The 16384-nt window shown below is 69.7% G+C and carries 18 protein-coding genes; 14 read left to right on the top strand and 4 right to left on the bottom strand.

What is annotated here, in order from left to right; translation table 11 throughout:
• Positions 1-22: 22 nt before the first annotated feature.
• From dprA to ubiA, 8 genes are read left to right on the top strand one after another with little or no spacing between them, the layout of a single operon-like run.
• On the top strand, positions 23-1171 hold the full coding sequence (gene dprA, locus F573_RS0104815) for a DNA-processing protein DprA (RefSeq protein WP_019021655.1): 1149 nt from the start codon (positions 23-25) through the stop codon (positions 1169-1171).
• Positions 1168-1653: a DUF494 family protein gene (locus F573_RS0104810; RefSeq protein ID WP_018869176.1), complete on the top strand. Its 486-nt coding sequence runs from the start codon at positions 1168-1170 to the stop codon at positions 1651-1653. Before dprA ends, F573_RS0104810 begins: the two co-directional genes overlap by 4 nt.
• Positions 1654-1710: 57 nt before the next feature.
• Positions 1711-4395: a DNA topoisomerase I gene (locus F573_RS0104805; protein ID WP_019021654.1), complete on the top strand. Its 2685-nt coding sequence runs from the start codon at positions 1711-1713 to the stop codon at positions 4393-4395.
• Positions 4396-4426: 31 nt separating this feature from the next.
• A complete protein-coding gene (locus F573_RS0104800) occupies positions 4427-4993 on the top strand; it encodes an L-threonylcarbamoyladenylate synthase (RefSeq protein ID WP_018869174.1) in 567 nt (188 codons plus the stop codon).
• A gap of 11 nt (positions 4994-5004) precedes the next feature.
• Positions 5005-5934, top strand: coding sequence for an oxygen-dependent coproporphyrinogen oxidase (hemF, locus tag F573_RS0104795; RefSeq protein ID WP_019021653.1), 930 nt, complete (start codon positions 5005-5007; stop codon positions 5932-5934).
• Between the two features lie 26 nt (positions 5935-5960).
• On the top strand, positions 5961-6977 hold the full coding sequence (gene hemB, locus F573_RS0104790) for a porphobilinogen synthase (RefSeq protein WP_019021652.1): 1017 nt from the start codon (positions 5961-5963) through the stop codon (positions 6975-6977).
• Complete coding sequence (aroE, locus tag F573_RS0104785; RefSeq protein ID WP_019021651.1) at positions 6974-7816, top strand: shikimate dehydrogenase; 843 nt, start codon at positions 6974-6976, stop codon at positions 7814-7816. The genes hemB and aroE overlap by 4 nt, the downstream gene beginning before the upstream one ends.
• A 12-nt stretch (positions 7817-7828) precedes the next feature.
• Positions 7829-8704 (top strand): 4-hydroxybenzoate octaprenyltransferase, encoded by an 876-nt coding sequence (gene ubiA, locus F573_RS0104780; protein ID WP_019021650.1) that lies wholly within the window; start codon positions 7829-7831, stop codon positions 8702-8704.
• A gap of 31 nt (positions 8705-8735) precedes the next feature.
• Here ubiA and F573_RS0104775 read toward each other — a convergent pair whose 3' ends face one another.
• The gene (locus F573_RS0104775) at positions 8736-9446 is read right to left on the bottom strand and encodes a ComF family protein (protein WP_019021649.1); all 711 of its coding nucleotides are present in this window, start codon (positions 9444-9446) and stop codon (positions 8736-8738) included.
• A 76-nt stretch (positions 9447-9522) separates the two neighbouring features.
• On the opposite strand from F573_RS0104775, the gene F573_RS0104770 reads away from it, so the two are divergent.
• From F573_RS0104770 to bioF, 3 genes are all read left to right on the top strand, one after another.
• Entirely contained in the window at positions 9523-9981 is a 459-nt protein-coding gene (locus F573_RS0104770) for a hypothetical protein (protein WP_018869168.1), read from the top strand.
• Positions 9978-10976, top strand: a complete 999-nt coding sequence (gene bioB / locus F573_RS0104765) for a biotin synthase BioB (RefSeq protein ID WP_019021648.1) — start codon at positions 9978-9980, stop codon at positions 10974-10976. The genes F573_RS0104770 and bioB overlap by 4 nt, the downstream gene beginning before the upstream one ends.
• 64 nt (positions 10977-11040) lie before the next feature.
• Positions 11041-12225, top strand: a complete 1185-nt coding sequence (gene bioF / locus F573_RS0104760) for an 8-amino-7-oxononanoate synthase (RefSeq protein ID WP_019021647.1) — start codon at positions 11041-11043, stop codon at positions 12223-12225.
• 6 nt (positions 12226-12231) lie between these two features.
• Here bioF and F573_RS0104755 read toward each other — a convergent pair whose 3' ends face one another.
• The 3 genes from F573_RS0104755 to radC form a co-directional block, all read right to left on the bottom strand.
• The gene (locus F573_RS0104755) at positions 12232-12597 is read right to left on the bottom strand and encodes a type II toxin-antitoxin system VapC family toxin (protein WP_019021646.1); all 366 of its coding nucleotides are present in this window, start codon (positions 12595-12597) and stop codon (positions 12232-12234) included.
• Positions 12594-12791 carry a type II toxin-antitoxin system VapB family antitoxin gene (locus F573_RS0104750; protein WP_019021645.1) on the bottom strand — a complete coding sequence of 66 codons (198 nt, stop codon included), beginning with the start codon at positions 12789-12791 and terminating at the stop codon, positions 12594-12596. The genes F573_RS0104755 and F573_RS0104750 overlap by 4 nt, the downstream gene beginning before the upstream one ends.
• A gap of 102 nt (positions 12792-12893) precedes the next feature.
• The gene (gene radC / locus F573_RS0104745) at positions 12894-13565 is read right to left on the bottom strand and encodes a DNA repair protein RadC (protein ID WP_019021644.1); all 672 of its coding nucleotides are present in this window, start codon (positions 13563-13565) and stop codon (positions 12894-12896) included.
• A gap of 137 nt (positions 13566-13702) precedes the next feature.
• Between radC and coaBC the strand changes: the two genes are divergently transcribed.
• The 3 genes from coaBC to argB all read left to right on the top strand — a co-directional run bounded on the left by coaBC (position 13703) and on the right by argB (position 16382).
• Complete coding sequence (gene coaBC / locus F573_RS0104740) at positions 13703-14980, top strand: bifunctional phosphopantothenoylcysteine decarboxylase/phosphopantothenate--cysteine ligase CoaBC (protein WP_019021643.1); 1278 nt, start codon at positions 13703-13705, stop codon at positions 14978-14980.
• A 3-nt stretch (positions 14981-14983) separates the two neighbouring features.
• Positions 14984-15445 (top strand): dUTP diphosphatase, encoded by a 462-nt coding sequence (gene dut / locus F573_RS0104735; RefSeq protein ID WP_018946659.1) that lies wholly within the window; start codon positions 14984-14986, stop codon positions 15443-15445.
• Positions 15446-15518: 73 nt separating this feature from the next.
• The gene (gene argB / locus F573_RS0104730; protein ID WP_019021642.1) at positions 15519-16382 is read left to right on the top strand and encodes an acetylglutamate kinase; all 864 of its coding nucleotides are present in this window, start codon (positions 15519-15521) and stop codon (positions 16380-16382) included.
• The last annotated feature ends 2 nt before the right edge of the window (positions 16383-16384 follow it).

The raw sequence follows: 16384 nt of genomic DNA, 5'->3' as shown, positions 1-16384 counted from the left end.
GACCTCCCGGGCGGATTCCGCGATGGAACGCGAGTCCCGCAACGACGCAGCCACGGCCGGGGTCGACCCCGGGCCGTGGCTGCGTCTTTTGCATACCCCCGGACTGGGGCCGCGGCGCATCCAGCGCCTGCTGGAGGCCTTCGGCTCGCCGCAGGCCGCGCTGACCGCGTCCGCCCACCAGTGGAAAACCGCCGATGTCGGCGTGGCCCCGCCGAAAAACCCCGACGATGAACACCCCGGCGTGGCGGCCGACCTGGCCTGGGAACGCGCGGACGAGCGTCACCGCATCCTGTGTCGCGACGACCCCGACTATCCGCCGCTGCTGACGCAACTGCCCGACCCCCCGCCGGTGCTGTTCCTCAACGGCGACCCGGCCCTGCTGACCGCACCGCAGGTGGCCATCATCGGCAGCCGCGACGCGACTCCGCAGGGACTCAAACTGGCCCGCGAGTTCGCTCGCGAGCTGGCGAGCGCCGGGGTCACCATTACCTCGGGTCTGGCGCGCGGGATCGACGGCGCCGCCCATCAGGGCGCACTGGACGCCCCGCAGGGGCGCACCACTGCCGTGGTCGCAACGGGCCCCGACCGCATCTATCCGGCCGCGCACCGGCGGCTGGGGCACCGCATCGCCGATCACGGCCTGATCGTGTCGCTGTGGCCGACCGGCACCCAGGCCCAGGCCGGACACTTCCCGCAGCGCAACCGCGTGATCAGTGGCCTGGCACTGGCCACCCTGGTGGTGGAAGCGGGCGACAACAGCGGCTCGCTGATTACCGCGCGACTCGCCGGAGAACAGGGCCGGCAGGTCTACGCCGTCCCGGGCTCGGTGTTCAGCCCGGTCAGCCGGGGCTGCCACCGCCTGATCCGTGAAGGCGCACAGCTGGTCGAGACCGCCGGCGAGATCCTCGACGACCTGGCCGACTGGCTGGGCGTTCCGCCCGCCCCGCAAGCCCCGGGGCCGGCGCCCGCCGAGCCGGTGGATCCCGAGCACGAAAAGGTCCTGCAGGCGATGGGTTTCGACCCGGTGGACATGGAAACCCTGCGCAGCCGGACTCAATTGACCATCGACACGCTTTCATCCATTCTCGTTTTACTGGAACTCAATGGCCGCGTGGCCGCCCTCGATCACGGGCGCTATCAGCGCCTCGACGCAGGATCCCCCGAATCATGAACGAAAGCGTGCTGGACGTGCTCATGTATCTGTTCGAGCACACCCTCGACGAAGAATCCGAGGCCGAACCCGATCGCGGCGAGCTGCAGCGGCAGCTGGTCGAAGCCGGTTTTGCGTCCGGCGAGATCGAGCGCGCCCTGGGCTGGCTGGACCGGCTGATGAGCGAGGCCCCGCTGGCCAGCCGCGGCGGTGACAGCGCGGCCTGCCGCGTGTTCGCCCCCGAAGAACGCCAGCGCCTGAACATGGAAAGCCGCGGCTTCCTCCTCAATCTGGAGCAGAACGGTCTGCTCAGTGCCGGCACCCGCGAACTGGTGATGGACCGCGTCATGGAACTGGACGCCGAGGAGATCGACCTCGACCAGCTGCGCTGGGTGGTACTGATGGTGCTGTTCAACCAGCCAGACGACGCCGTCGCCTACTCCCGGCTCGACGAGGTCATGCGCGACCATATCGGCCCCACCGAGATGGATTATCTGCACTGACCCCGGCGTCACCGCCTCCCACGGAACCCGCCGCCACCGAGACGGTCCCGAGTCCCCATGAGCAAGCACCTCGTCATTGTTGAGTCCCCCGCCAAGGGGAAGACCATCGAGAAGTACCTCGGCCCCGAGTATCAGGTCATGGCCTCCTACGGCCATGTGCGCGATCTCGTGCCCAAGGAAGGGGCGGTGGACCCGGAGGACGGGTTCCGCATGCGCTACGACGTGATCGAGCGCAGCGAAAAGCAGATCGACGCGATCGCGAAGGCCCTGAAGAAGTCCGACGACCTGATCCTCGCGACCGACCCCGACCGCGAAGGCGAGGCAATCTCCTGGCATCTCTACGAGGTCCTGCGCGAACGCGGCCTGCTGGAAGGCCGCAACGTCTACCGCGTGGTGTTCCACGAGATCACCAAGAAGGCCATCCAGGAGGCGATCGAACAGCCGCGCGAACTCGCCCAGCCGCTGATCGACGCGCAGCAGGCGCGCCGCGCGCTGGACTACCTGGTCGGCTTCAACCTCTCGCCGCTGCTGTGGCGCAAGATCAAGCGCGGGCTGTCCGCCGGGCGCGTGCAGAGCCCGGCGCTGCGCATGATCTGCGAGCGCGAGGACGAGATCGAGGCGTTCGTCCCGCAGGAATACTGGACGCTCGACGCGAAGGCCGAACGCGATGGCCAGCCGTTCACCGCGCGGCTGACCCACCTGGACGGCAACAAGCTCAACCAGTTCGACCTCAACAGCGCCGAGCTCGCCCACGATGCACAACGCCGCCTGAACGAGGCCGCAGGCGGCGAACTGCGCGTGGCGAAGGTCGAAAAGAAACAGCGCCGTCGCAACCCGGCCGCGCCGTTCACCACCTCGACCCTGCAGCAGGAGGCGTCGCGCAAGCTGGGCTTCAATGCCAGCCGCACCATGCGTACCGCCCAGCAACTGTACGAGGGCATCGACCTGGGCTCCGGCGCGGAAGGCCTGATCACCTACATGCGAACCGACTCGGTCGCGCTGGCCGGCGAGGCGATCGGCGAGGCCCGCGGCCTGATCGAAGAGCGCTACGGGCCCGACAACCTCCCGGACAGCCCGCGCCAGTACAAGACCAAGTCGAAGAACGCGCAGGAGGCCCACGAGGCGATCCGCCCGACCTCGGTGCGACGCATCCCGGACGAGATCCGCAACCGTCTGACCAGTGACCAGGCCCGGCTGTACGACCTGATCTGGAAGCGCACCGTCGCCTGCCAGATGATCCACGCGACCTTCGATACCGTGGCCGCCGATCTGGTCCCGGGCGACAGCGAACACCGCTTCCGCGCCACCGGTTCCACCCTGCGCCACGCCGGCTTCATCGCGGTCTATCAGGAGGGCCGCGACGACAGCGCGGACGACGACGAGGACAAGCGCCTGCCGGAGATGGCCGAGGGCGACACCGTCGCACTGCACGAGGTCACCGCCGACCAGCACTTCACCGAGCCGCCGCCGCGCTACACCGAGGCCAGCCTGGTGAAGACCCTCGAGGAATACGGCATCGGCCGCCCGTCGACCTATGCCAGCATCATCTCGACCCTGCAGTCGCGCGAATACGTGGAGATGGACGGCAAGCGCTTCATCCCGACCGATACCGGCCGGATCGTGAACAGCTTCCTGACCCGGCATTTCGATCGCTACGTCGACTACGACTTCACCGCGAATCTGGAAGACGAGCTGGACGCGATCTCGCGCGGGGAAAAGGACTGGGTCCCGGTGCTGGAGGACTTCTGGTACGACTTCCGCGACCGGGTCAAGGAGAAGGAAGAGAACGTCACCCGCGCCGAGGCGGTACAGTCGCGCGAGCTGGGCACCGACCCCAAGAGCGGGCGGCCGGTCAGCGTGCGCCTGGGCCGTTTCGGGCCGATCGTGCAGATCGGCACCAAGGACGACGAGGAGAAGCCGCGCTTCGCCGGGCTGCTGCCCGGGCAGAAGATGGACAAGATCACCCTCGAAGAGGCGCTGGAGCTGTTCAAGCTGCCGCGCGAGCTAGGCGAGACCCCCGAGGGCGAACCGGTGATGGTGAACATCGGGCGCTTCGGACCATACGTGAAGTACGGTTCCAGGTACGTCTCCCTGGGCCCGGACGACGACGTCTGGACCATCGAGCTGCCGCGCGCCCTGGAACTGGTGGCGGAGAAGAAGAAAAAGGACGCCGAACGCTTCATCAAGAGCTTCGACGACGAAGGCATCCAGGTGCTGAACGGTCGCTACGGCCCCTATGTCACCGACGGCAACAAGAACGCCAAGGTGCCCAAGGAGACCGATCCCAAATCCCTGACCCTGGAGCAGTGCCAGGAACTGATCGCCAACGCCCCCGAACGCAAGGGGCGCGGTCGCAAGGGCGGCAAGGCCGCGGCCGGCAAGTCGGGTGGCGCGAAGAAGACCGCCTCGAGCGCGTCGAAGTCGACCGGGTCGAAGGCAAAGGCCACGGGGTCGAAATCCACGGGGTCGAAATCGTCGAGTTCCAAATCTGCGGGTTCGAAGGCATCGACGGCCAAAGGTTCGGGCACAAAGGCCACGGGCACGAAGTCCGCGAGTACAACATCGAGCAAGTCGAAAACAACCGCGACAGGCAGCAAGTCCTCCGGCAAGGCCGCCACGAAAAAATCCGGTGGCAACTCGTCCGAGGGCAAATCGGGCGGCAAATCCGGGGGCGACACCGGATCCGGGGAAACCCCGGCGACCAGCGATACCGTGACCGCCAGCGGCCGTGACTCCGGCTGACACCCCGGCCCCCGGGACCCGCACGAACTCCGTGGAAGCCGTGGCGCGCATCCTGCGCGCCGGCGGCGTGGTGGCCTACCCCACCGAAGGGGTGTTCGGTCTGGGCTGTCGCCCGGACGACCCGGCCGCCGTACGCCGCATCCTGGCCCTGAAAGGCCGTCCCGACGCCAAGGGCCTGATCCTGATCAGCGACCGTCTGGAGCGCCTTGCCGGATGGCTGGCCCCCCTGGAAGCCGACGCGCGTGTCCGGGTGGAGGCCAGCTGGCCGGGGCCGGTCACCTGGCTGTGGCCGGCCGCCCCGGATTGCCCGGCCCTGCTGCGCGGCGAGCACGACACCCTGGCGGTACGCGTCACCGCGCATCCCCCGGCCCGAGAGCTGTGTGCGGCCGTGGAGAGCGCCCTGGTCTCCACCAGCGCCAATCCCGCCGGCGAGCCGCCGTGCACCGATGCCGCCTGCGTGGAACGCCGCTTCGGCGACGGGGTGGATGTCATCCTCCAGGCCGAATGTGGCGACCTGGCCGGGCCCACCGCCATCCGCGATGCCCGCACCGGCGCCTGGCTGCGCGGCGGCGACACCGAACCCGAAACGGATCATTGAGAGGAGCCCACATGGCCCGCGAAGACGACGTCTCCATCGATCGCGTAACCGAATACCTGCGGGGGCTGCAGGACCGCATCTGTGCCGGCATCGAGGAACTCGACGGCGAGGCCGGTTTCCACGAGGACGCCTGGGACCGCCCGGCCGGCGGTGGCGGGCGCACTCGGGTACTGTCCGGCGGCGCGACCTTCGAACAGGCCGGGGTCAACTTCTCGCACGTGATGGGCGACACCCTGCCGGCCTCGGCCACCGCCCACCGCCCGGAACTCGCCGGGCGCTCGTTCCAGGCCGCCGGGGTCTCGCTGGTGATCCACCCGCACAATCCCTATGTGCCCACCTCGCACGCCAACGTGCGGATCTTCGTCGCAGAAAAACCGGGCGAGGATCCGGTGTGGTGGTTCGGCGGCGGCTTCGACCTGACGCCCTACTACGGCTTCGACGAGGACTGCATCCACTGGCACCGCACCGCCGAGGCCGCCTGCCGGCCGTTCGGCGAGCACCTCTACCCCGAGCACAAGAAGTGGTGCGACGACTACTTCTTCCTCAAGCACCGCGGGGAACCGCGCGGCATCGGCGGGCTGTTCTTCGACGACTTCAACGAGGGCGGCTTCGAGCACGCCTTCGGCTACATGAAGAGCGTGGGCGATGCCTACCTCGAGGCCTATGCCCCCATCGTGCGCCGCCGCCGCGATCTCGAATGGGGCGAACGCGAACGCCAGTTCCAGCTCTACCGCCGCGGGCGCTACGTGGAGTTCAATCTGGTCTACGACCGGGGTACCCTGTTCGGCCTGCAGTCCGGCGGGCGCACCGAATCGATCCTGATGTCGCTGCCCCCGCTGGTGCGCTGGGAATACAACTACCGGCCGGAAGCCGGCACCCCGGAGGCCGAACTCTACGAGCGCTACCTGGTGCCCCGCGACTGGCTGGCCGAGGCCGAGTGAGCAACCCCGATCGAGGACGCGCACATATGACCGCCCCCATCGCCCCCTATCCCGCCAGCCGCCCCCGCCGCATGCGCCGGGATGCCTTCTCCCGGCGGCTGATGCGCGAGCATCGCCTGAGCGCCGACGACCTGATCCTGCCGGTGTTCGTGACCGAAGGCGAAGGGGTCCGCGAACCGGTGCCCTCGATGCCCGGCGTGGAGCGGGTCTCCATTGACCAGCTGCTGGTCGACGCTGCCGCCGGCCACCGCCTGGGCATCCCGGCCCTGGCCCTGTTCCCGGTGGTCCCGGTGCAGAAGAAGAGCCTGGACGCCGCCGAGGCATGGAACCCGGAGGGCCTCGCCCAGCGCGCGGTTCGCGCGCTGAAGGCCGAGCTTCCGGATCTGGGCGTGATCACCGACGTGGCCCTGGACCCGTTCACCACCCACGGCCAGGACGGCATCATCGATGACGACGGCTATGTGGTGAACGACATCACCGTGGAGGCCCTGGTGCGTCAGGCGCGTTCGCATGCCGCGGCCGGCGCCGACGTGGTCGCGCCCTCGGACATGATGGACGGACGCATCGGCGCCATCCGTAACGCGCTGGAAGACGACGGCCAGGTCCACACGCGCATCCTCGCCTACTCGGCGAAGTACGCCTCGGCGTTCTACGGCCCGTTCCGCGACGCGGTGGGCTCGGCCGGCAACCTCGGCCGCGGCAGCAAGGAGACCTACCAGATGGATCCGGCCAACGGCGAGGAGGCGATCCACGAGGTAGCCGCCGATCTGGCGGAGGGTGCCGACATGGTGATGGTCAAGCCGGGCATGCCGTATCTCGACGTGGTCCACCGCATCCGCGAGCGCTTTCAGCGCCCGACCTTTGTCTACCACGTATCCGGCGAATACGCGATGCTCAAGGCCGCCGCCGAACGCGGCTGGCTCGACGAACGCGCCTGCGTGCTGGAGGCCCTGACCGGCATGAAGCGCGCCGGCGCCGACGGCATCCTCACCTACTACGCCCGGGCGGCGGCCGAATGGCTGGCGGAGGACGCCACGTCATGAGCCGTCCCGATCGCTACGCGGTGGTGGGCAACCCGATCCATCATTCCCTGTCGCCGCGCATCCACGCCCTTTTCGCCGAACAGACCGGGCAGGCGATGACCTACGAGGCACGCCGCGGCACCCCGGGGCAGTTCGCCGAAGAGGTTGGCGGCTGGCTGGCCGGGGAACTGCGCGGCGTCAACGTGACCGTCCCGTTCAAGGAAGACGCCTGCCAGCTCGCGGCCGTCCTCTCCGACCGCGCCCGCCGCGCCGGGGCGGCCAACACCCTGTGGACCGGCGACAACAGCCGCATCCATGGCGACAACACCGACGGCGTCGGCCTGCTGCGCGATCTGGAAGACCGCCTCGGCTGCGACCTGAACGGCCGCCGCATCCTGATCCTGGGGGCCGGCGGCGCCACCCGCGGCATTCTGCAGCCGCTGCTGGAACGCACGCCCGCCGAGCTGGTCGTCGCCAACCGCACCCCGGCCCGGGCCGAGGGCCTCGCCCGCGACTTCGCCGATCTCGCCGGCGACACCCGTCTGCAGGCCTGCGCCCTGGACGCCCTGCCGGATGGCCCGTTCGATCTGATCCTCAACGCCACCGCCGCCGGGCTGTCCGAGGATGCCCTGGAGCTGCCCGCCGGTCTGGTCGGTCCGCGGACCACGGCCTACGACCTGGTCTACGGCCCGGCCGCGCTGCGCTTTCTCGACTGGGCCGAGGCGAACGGCTGCGCACTCAGCAGCGACGGTCTGGGCATGCTGGTGGAACAGGCCGCCGAGGCCTTCGCGATCTGGCGCGGGGTGCACCCCGAGACCGGACCGGTACTGGCGACCCTGCGCCACGAAGCCGCCGACTGACCCGCCCCGGCCATGACCCCGCGCGAGCGCCTGTACGAGTACGCCCGCCTGACCCGGCTGGACCGGCCGGTGGGCATCTACCTGCTGCTGTGGCCGACGCTGTGGGCGTTGTGGATCGCCGCCGACGGCCTGCCACCCTGGCACCTGCTGTTCATCTTCGTCGCCGGGGTCACCCTGATGCGCTCGGCCGGCTGCGCGATCAACGACTACGCCGACCGCCATTTCGACGCCCATGTCACGCGCACCCGCGACCGCCCGCTGGCGATCGGCAGTATCACCCCGCGCGAGGCCCTGGTGGTGTTCGCGGCGCTGTGCCTGGTGGCCTTCGTGCTGGTGCTGTTCACCAACCCGCTGACCATCGCGTTCTCGGTGGTGGCGGTGCTGCTCGCGGGCACCTATCCGTTCTCCAAGCGTTTCCATCATTTCCCGCAGGTGCATCTGGGCGCGGCGTTCGCCTGGGCGGTGCCTATGGCCTTTACCGCAGTGAACAACGAACTGCCGCCGCCGGAGGCCTGGCTGCTGTTCGTGATCACCCTCGCATGGACCACGGTCTACGATACCTTCTACGGCATGGTCGACCGCGAAGACGACCTGAAGATCGGGGTGAAATCCACCGCCATCGCCTTCGGCGAGCTGGACCGCGCCATCACCGGGGCGCTCCAGGTGATGGTCTGGATCGGCCTGTTCCTGCTGGGACGCAATCTGGAGTTCGGCGGGGTCTACATGGCCGGGCTGGCGGTGGTCGCCGCGCTGATGTTCTACCAGCAGTTCCTGATCGCCGAGCGCCAGCCGGCCGACTGCCTGCGGGCGTTCAAGAACAATCATTATCTGGGCGCGGTGGTGATGCTGGCGATGATCGGCGATCACCTGTGGCGCGCGGCCGCCTGAGCCGCCAACCGCGCCCTGCGAACGACGCACCTCAGGCCCGCGCGAGCGTCAGCGCCTCCACCCGCGCCGCCCCCGCCGCATACAGGGCCTCCGCCAGCGCATCCAGCGTGGCCCCGGTGGTCGCCACGTCATCCACCAGCAGTACCCGGGCCGCCTCCGGGAATTCCGCACCGGGCCTCAGGGCAAAGGCACGTGCGACGTTGCGACGGCGTTCGCGCCGCCCCAGCCCCTGCTGCGACTCGGTGGCACGTACCCGGACCACCAACCGCGACGCCAGCGGCGCCTCCAGCACCCGCGCCGCTTCGCGCGCCAGTTCCAGCGCCTGGTTGAAGCCACGCTCGCGGTAACGCTCGGGATGCAGCGGCACCGGGACCACGCAATCCGGCCCCTGCTGCACGGCGCGCCGCGCATCCGCCAGCTCGCCCGCCGCACGCCGGGCCAGCTCCCGCAGCACGCATGCCGCGGTGGCGTCATCGGCATGCTTGCGTGCGAGGATCAGGCGATCCAGCGGCCAGCTATAGCGCCACGGGGCATGCAGTGCCGCCAGCCGCGGCTCGCGATCCCGGCACCGGGGACACGGACCCGCCACGGCGTCCGGCTCGCCACAGCGCGGACAGGGGGACACCACCCGTTCCAGTTCCGCCAGACAGCCCGCGCACAGGGCATCGCCCGGACCAACGCCGGCCCCGCAAAGCCCGCAGGCCGACGGAAACGGCCCCTCCAGCCAGCGCCATACCCGCATTCCCGCTCTCCCCGTCATCCATGAAGGGCCGCGTGCCATGATGCTAAACTCCGACCTTTTACCGGCAGGATAGCTCATGGAAACGAAGACCATCTCCGGACGCCGATCGCGGCGGGCGGCATCGCTGTTCGATATCGGGAACGTCATCGTCATCAGCGTGGCCGGTATCCCCCTGTTCCTCGTCGGCGGCGACGGGGTCGGCGTGGGCTTCATCATCGCGGCGATCGTGGGGATCGTCCCGCTGATCCTGTGGTTCGGGGGATCCATGGTCGTCTATGCCCTGAACAAGCATCACCCCGACCCGCGCGTGGGGCACCACACCCAGTGGGCTGCCTACCGGCTGTACGGCCTGATGGGCGCGCTGATCGTGGTGGCAACCTTCTTCCCGCCCGACATCGACTACTATCGCGCGTACTGGGCCGTGGCCGCGGTGATCCTGCTGCCGTGGTCGCTGTATGCCCTCTACACCATCTATCGCGAGCCATGGTCGGACATCGAAGTCCCGGCCGAGGCCGACCAGGAGCACCACCTATGAGCGAGCTGCGCCACGACTGGACCACCGAGGAAGTCGAAACCCTGCTGGATCTGCCGCTGAACGACCTGATCTTCCGCGCGCAGACCGCCCATCGGGAACATTTCGACCCCAATGCGGTGCAGGTCAGCACGCTGCTGTCGATCAAGACCGGTGCCTGCCCGGAGGACTGCGCCTACTGCCCGCAGAGCGCCCACCACGACGTGGAACTGGAGCGCGAGCGCCTGCTGCCGGTCGACGAAGTCGTCGAGGCGGCCCGCAACGCCCGCGCCCAGGGCGCGACCCGCTTCTGCATGGGGGCCGCCTGGCGCAACCCCACCGACAAGAACCTGGAACGCGTGATCGAGATGGTGCGCGCCGTCAAGGCCGAGGGGCTGGAGACCTGCATGACCCTCGGCATGCTGAAGGCCGAGCAGGCGAAGCGCCTGTCCGAGGCGGGGCTGGACTACTACAACCACAACCTCGACACCTCGCCGGAGTTCTACGGCCACATCATCTCCACCCGCACCTATCAGGATCGGCTGGAGACCTTGGAGCACGTGCGCGAGGCCGGCATGAACGTCTGCTGCGGCGGCATCCTCGGCATGGGCGAGTCGCGCCGTGACCGCGCGCGCATGCTGCAGCAGATGGCCAACCTGCCGAAGCACCCGGAATCGGTACCGATCAATCAGCTGATCCAGGTCGAGGGCACCCCGCTGCAGGACGTGGAGAACATCGATCCGCTGGAGTTCGTGCGCAGCATCGCGGTCGCGCGCATCGTGATGCCCGCCTCCTACGTGCGCCTGTCCGCCGGGCGCACCGAGATGTCCGACGAGATGCAGGCCCTGTGCTTCCTCGCCGGCGCCAACTCGCTGTTCTACGGCGACACCCTGCTGACCACGCCGAACCCCGGCGAGAATCACGACCTCGCGCTGTTCGAGCGCCTGGGCCTGCAGCCGGAAACCGCCGACGGGCACACCGGCGAGGACGCCGCCGAACCCGCCGCGCGCAGCGCGTGAGGCCGGGCGTCCGCCCGGCACCCCGGGGCGGACGCCTCCCGCCTGCCAGCATCCCCGGCCGGGCATGAGCGACTCCCTGCACCGCTTCCTCCAGCAGCGCCTCGAGACCGTCCGCGAGGCCGGACTGTGGCGCCGCCTGCGCACGCTGGAGGGGCCGCAGCAGCCGGAGCAGGTCATCGACGGCCGCCGCGTCGTCGCCTTCTGCTCCAACGACTACCTGGGCCTGGCCGCCGATCCGGCGGTCAGCGCCGGCGCCCGCGAGGCGCTGGCCGCCTACGGCACCGGCGCCGGGGCCGCCCACCTGATCAACGGCCACACCCGGGCCCACGCCGAGCTGGAACAGGCGCTGGCGCGTTTCACCGGGCGCGAGCGGGCACTGGTCTTCTCCACCGGCTACATGGCCAACCTCGCGCTGGTACAGACCCTGGTCGGGCGCCACGACACGGTGTTCGAGGACCGCTGGAACCACGCCTCGCTGATCGACGCGGTGCGCCTGTCCGGCGCGCGCAGCCTGCGCTACCGCCACGGCGACCCCGAACACCTGCGCCAGCGCCTCGAACGGGCGCCCGCCGGTGGCCACCGCCTGATCGTCACCGACGGGGTCTTTTCCATGGACGGCGACATCGCCCCGCTGCCGCAGCTGGCCGCGCTGGCCCGCGAGTTCGACGCCTGGCTGATGGTGGACGACGCCCACGGTTTCACCGTGCTCGGCGAGACTGGCGGCGGCTGCTGCCAGCATTACGGCCTGGATACCGGCGACGTACCGATCCTGATGGGCACCCTGGGCAAGGGCTTCGGCACTGCCGGGGCCTTCGTCGCCGGCAGTGAGGCGCTGATCGAGACCCTGATCCAGACCGCACGCCCGTATATCTACACCACGGCGATGCCCGCCGCGCTGGCCACCGCCACCCTGGCGTCCGTCCGCATCGCCGAGGCGGCCGGCGACCGCCGCGATCATCTGGGCGCCCTGATCCGGCGTCTGGGCGCCGGGCTGGATACCCTGGGCCTGCCTCACCCGCCACCGGACACGCCCATCCAGCCGGTGATCCTGGGCGATGCGGCGCGCGCCACGGCCATCGCCGAGCGCCTGCAGCAGGCCGGCTTCCTGGTTCCCGCCATTCGCCCGCCCACGGTCCCCGAGGGCCAGGCCCGCCTGCGCATCACCCTGTCCGCCGTCCACAGCGAAGCCCAGGTCGACGCCCTGCTGAACGCACTCGAGCGCGCCCTCCACGCCAGCCCCGGAGGTTGAGCCTCGTCAGGCGCCGCGGGCAACCCCCAGGTCGGCGGCCGCGCAATGCAGCCGTCGATCCCGGGTCCACAGACGCGTGCCCGGCGTCAGCAAGCCGGAAGCAAGCAGATGGGCATCGGCATACCCGATACCGCGACCCATCAATTCGCGGGCCTCGATGCACGCGAGCACCTCCTCGTCCGTTGCCCGGGTCGCGTGCGGAAGATCCCCCAGCAGCCGCAGGATCTCGCTCCGGTTGCGCAGATTTCCGCATGCGAGCTCGCCGATCACGAAGGCATGCACCAGCACCCGCGATTCATGGAGCAGAACCTCCAGTTCCGGCTCCCCCTCGCGCAGATGATCGATCCATACCGAAGTATCGACGAGGATCATCCCGCCATCGGGCGCCGGCGGGGAACCGCCTCCAGATCGGGTTCGCTGCCGCCCAGTTGCGCGAGGCGACGGGCGCTCTCGCGCTCCACCAGCGCCCGCAGGCCTTCCCGAACGAGGATCGTCTTCTCGGTCACCCCCGTCATGCGTCGCGCTTCTTCCAGCAACTCGTCGTCGATGTTGATCGTTGTCCGCATGGCTCCTCTCCCGCGAGTCCGGCCGGACCGGCCGCGTTCGTCGATGTACCGATAATACACCACTCGATGACGATCGATACATACACATCTTCTCGGGCCCGCTCACAGCTCGCCGCGTTCGGCCAGCGACACGGCGGTATCGCCGATGATCAGGTGATCCAGCAGACGCACGTCGATCAGCGACAGGGCCTCGCTCAGCCGCCGGGTGATCAGCGCATCCGAGCGCGAGGGCTCGGCCACGCCGGAAGGATGGTTGTGCGCGAGGATGACCGCGGCGGCGTTGTGGTGCAGTACCCGCCGCACCACCTCGCGCGGGTGCACGCTGGTGCCGTCGATGGTGCCGCGGAACAGTTCCTCGAACGCCAGCACCCGGTGGCGATTGTCGAGGAACAGCGCGCCGAAGACTTCGAACGGGTAGTCGCGCAGGCGGGCGCTCAGGAACCGGCGGGTGGCCGCCGGCGAGGTCAGCGCCTCGCCGCGCTCCAGGTCCGCTTCCAGATGCCGACGGCCCATTTCCAGCACGGCCTGCAGCTGGGCATACTTGGCCTGCCCCAGCCCCGGTGCCGCGCAGAACCCGGCCTCGTCGGCCTGCAGCAGCGGGCGCAGCCCGCCGAAGCGGGACAGCAGGTCGCGCGCGACATCCACCGCACTCTTGCCGGTCACGCCGGTGCGCAGGAAGATCGCCAGCAGTTCGGCATCCGACAGCGCGGCGGCACCGCGTTCCAGCAGTTTCTCGCGCGGGCGCTCGCCCGCCGGCCAGTCCGTGATGGCCATATCCACCTCCCTGTGGTCGGGTTCCGTTGCCCGGATACTGGCGCGGCGCAGCGGTCGGCGCAAGGCTTGCCCGTGCGATACCCCGCATCCGGGGCCGAATCCGGCACCCGGCCCGGCTCACGGGTTAGAATCCGCACATGAGCGATCCCGAGGACATCTTCGCGACCCCGGCGGACACCGGCGAGATGACCGATGCCCCGCGCATCCTGGTGGGGGTCAGCGGCGGCATCGCGGCGTACAAGGCCTGCGAGCTGGTGCGCGAACTGCGCCGCCGCGGCTGCGCGGTGCGCGTGGTGATGACGGCGGGGGCGCAGGCCTTCGTCACCCCGCTGACCTTCCAGGCCCTGTCCGGCGAGCCGGTGCGCACCCATCTGCTGGACGCCGAAGCGGAGTCGGGGATGGACCACATCGCCCTGGCGCGCTGGGCCGACCACGTCGTGGTCGCCCCCGCCAGCGCCGACCTGATGGCGCGCATGGCCCAGGGGCTAGCCGACGACCTGCTGACCACCCTGCTGCTGGCCACTGCCGCCCCGGTTACCCTGGCCCCGGCGATGAACCACCGCATGTGGGAGCACCCGGCGACCCGTGCCAACCACACCACCCTGCGCGAGCGCGGCGTGCGGTTCGTCGGGCCGGACAGCGGCGAGCAGGCCTGTGGCGAGCAGGGCGCCGGACGCATGGCGGAACCGGCGAACATTACTTCCGCCCTGCTGGATACAAGCCCCGGCCCGCTGCAGGGCCGCCGTATCCTGATCACCGCCGGGCCGACCCGCGAACCGGTGGACCCGGTGCGCTACCTCGGCAACCGCAGCTCCGGACGCATGGGGTTTGCCGTGGCCGCCGCCGCGCACGATGCCGGCGCCCGGGTCACCCTGGTGCACGGTCCCTGCGAGCTGGCGGTACCGCCCGGCGTACAGGCCCACGCGGTGGAGACGGCGGCGGAGATGCATGCGGCGGTGCTGGAGGCGCTGGAGGGCACGGAGGTGTTCATCGCCACCGCCGCGGTGGCCGACTACCGGCCCTCCGACCCGGCCGCGCAGAAGCTGAAAAAGACCCGCGAAGACCTGACGCTGGAACTGGAACGCACCCCGGACATCCTCGCCGACGTGGCCCGGCGGGTCGACGAGCTTGCAGCCCGGCCGCTGCTGGTCGGATTCGCCGCCGAGACCGACAACCTGCGGGAATACGCCCGCGACAAGCTCGTCGCCAAGGGCCTGGATCTGGTCGCCGCCAACCGCGTGGACGGCGGCCGGGGTTTCGGCCACGGCGACAACAGCCTGCTGTGCCTGTGGCCCGACGGCGAACGCGAACTGCCACGCCAGCCCAAGGACCGCCTGGCCCGCGAACTGATCACCCTGATCGCCGAGCGCCTGCAGACGCACCCGGCCAACCCCTCTCCGACCCAAGGAAACTGACGCATGCCCGCCCCGGAAATCGATCTGAAGGTCCTTGATCCGCGCATGGGCACGGACTTCCCGCTGCCCGCCCCCGCCACCGAGGGCTCCGCCGGCGTGGATCTGCGCGCCATGCTGGAAGAACCGCTGAACCTGGCCCCGGGCGAAGCCGAGCTGCTGCCCACCGGGCTGGCGGTGCACATCGCCGACCCGGGCTACGCCGGCATGATCCTCCCGCGCTCGGGCCTGGGCCACAAGAAGGGCCTGGTACTGGGCAACCTGGTCGGACTGATCGACGCCGACTACCAGGGCCCGCTGATGGTCTCCGCCTGGAACCGCAGTGATGCACCGATCTCCATCGACGTCGGCGACCGCATCGCGCAGCTGGTCATCGTGCCGGTACTGCAGCCGCGGTTCCGCGTGGTCGATGACTTCGAGCAAAGCGAGCGCGGCGCCGGCGGCTTCGGTTCATCCGGCCAGCGCTGACGCCGTTCGCCCGCACCGCGGCCCCGCGCCGGGTGATAAACTCCGCCCCCGAACGTCAACCGGACCCCCAGCCATGGACACCGACACCGCCCATTCCGTCGCCCATGTCCTGATCGAGGCGCTGCCCTACATCCAGCGTTTCGCAGGCAAGACCATCGTCATCAAGTACGGCGGCAACGCCATGACCGAAGACCACCTGAAGGCGAGCTTCGCGCGCGACATCGTGCTGCTCAAGCAGGTGGGCGTGAACCCGGTGGTGGTCCACGGCGGCGGCCCGCAGATCGGTGAGCTGCTGGATCGCCTCGGCAAGAAATCGGAGTTCGTCGACGGCCTGCGGGTGACCGACCGCGAGACCATGGACGTGGTGCAGATGGTCCTGGGCGGGATCGTCAACCAGGAGATCGTTTCACTGATCAACCGCTACGGCGGTCGCGCGGTGGGCCTGACCGGCAAGGACGGGCAGATGATCCGCGCCACGCCGCTGCGCGGCGAGGACCCCGACGTGGATCTGGGCCATGTCGGTCAGGTGGAAGGCGTGGATCCGGCCATCGTGCATACCCTCGACCACAGCAGCTTCATCCCGGTGATCGCCCCCATCGGCTTCGACCGCGAGGGGCGCGCCTACAACATCAACGCCGATACCGCGGCGGAAAAGCTCGCGGTGGTACTGGATGCGGAGAAGCTGTTCCTGCTGACCAACACCCCCGGGGTGCTGGACGGTACCGGCACGCTGCTGCCGAAGCTCGCCGCGCCGCAGGTGGACGAGATGATCCGTGACGGGACCATCCATGGCGGCATGATCCCCAAGATCCGCTGTGCCCTGGATGCGGTGCGCAGCGGCGTCAACGCCACCCACATCGTCGACGGCCGGGTGGAACACGCAGTCCTGCTGGAGCTGCTGACCGACGAGGGCGTGGGCACCCTGATCAGCCGCTGACC

The organism is Thioalkalivibrio sp. ALE23, from assembly GCF_000378545.1.
Classification (GTDB): Bacteria; Pseudomonadota; Gammaproteobacteria; order Ectothiorhodospirales; family Ectothiorhodospiraceae; genus Thioalkalivibrio.
The sequence above is the reverse complement of the archived record's forward strand: the minus strand, read 5'-3'. Positions and strand labels throughout refer to the sequence as shown.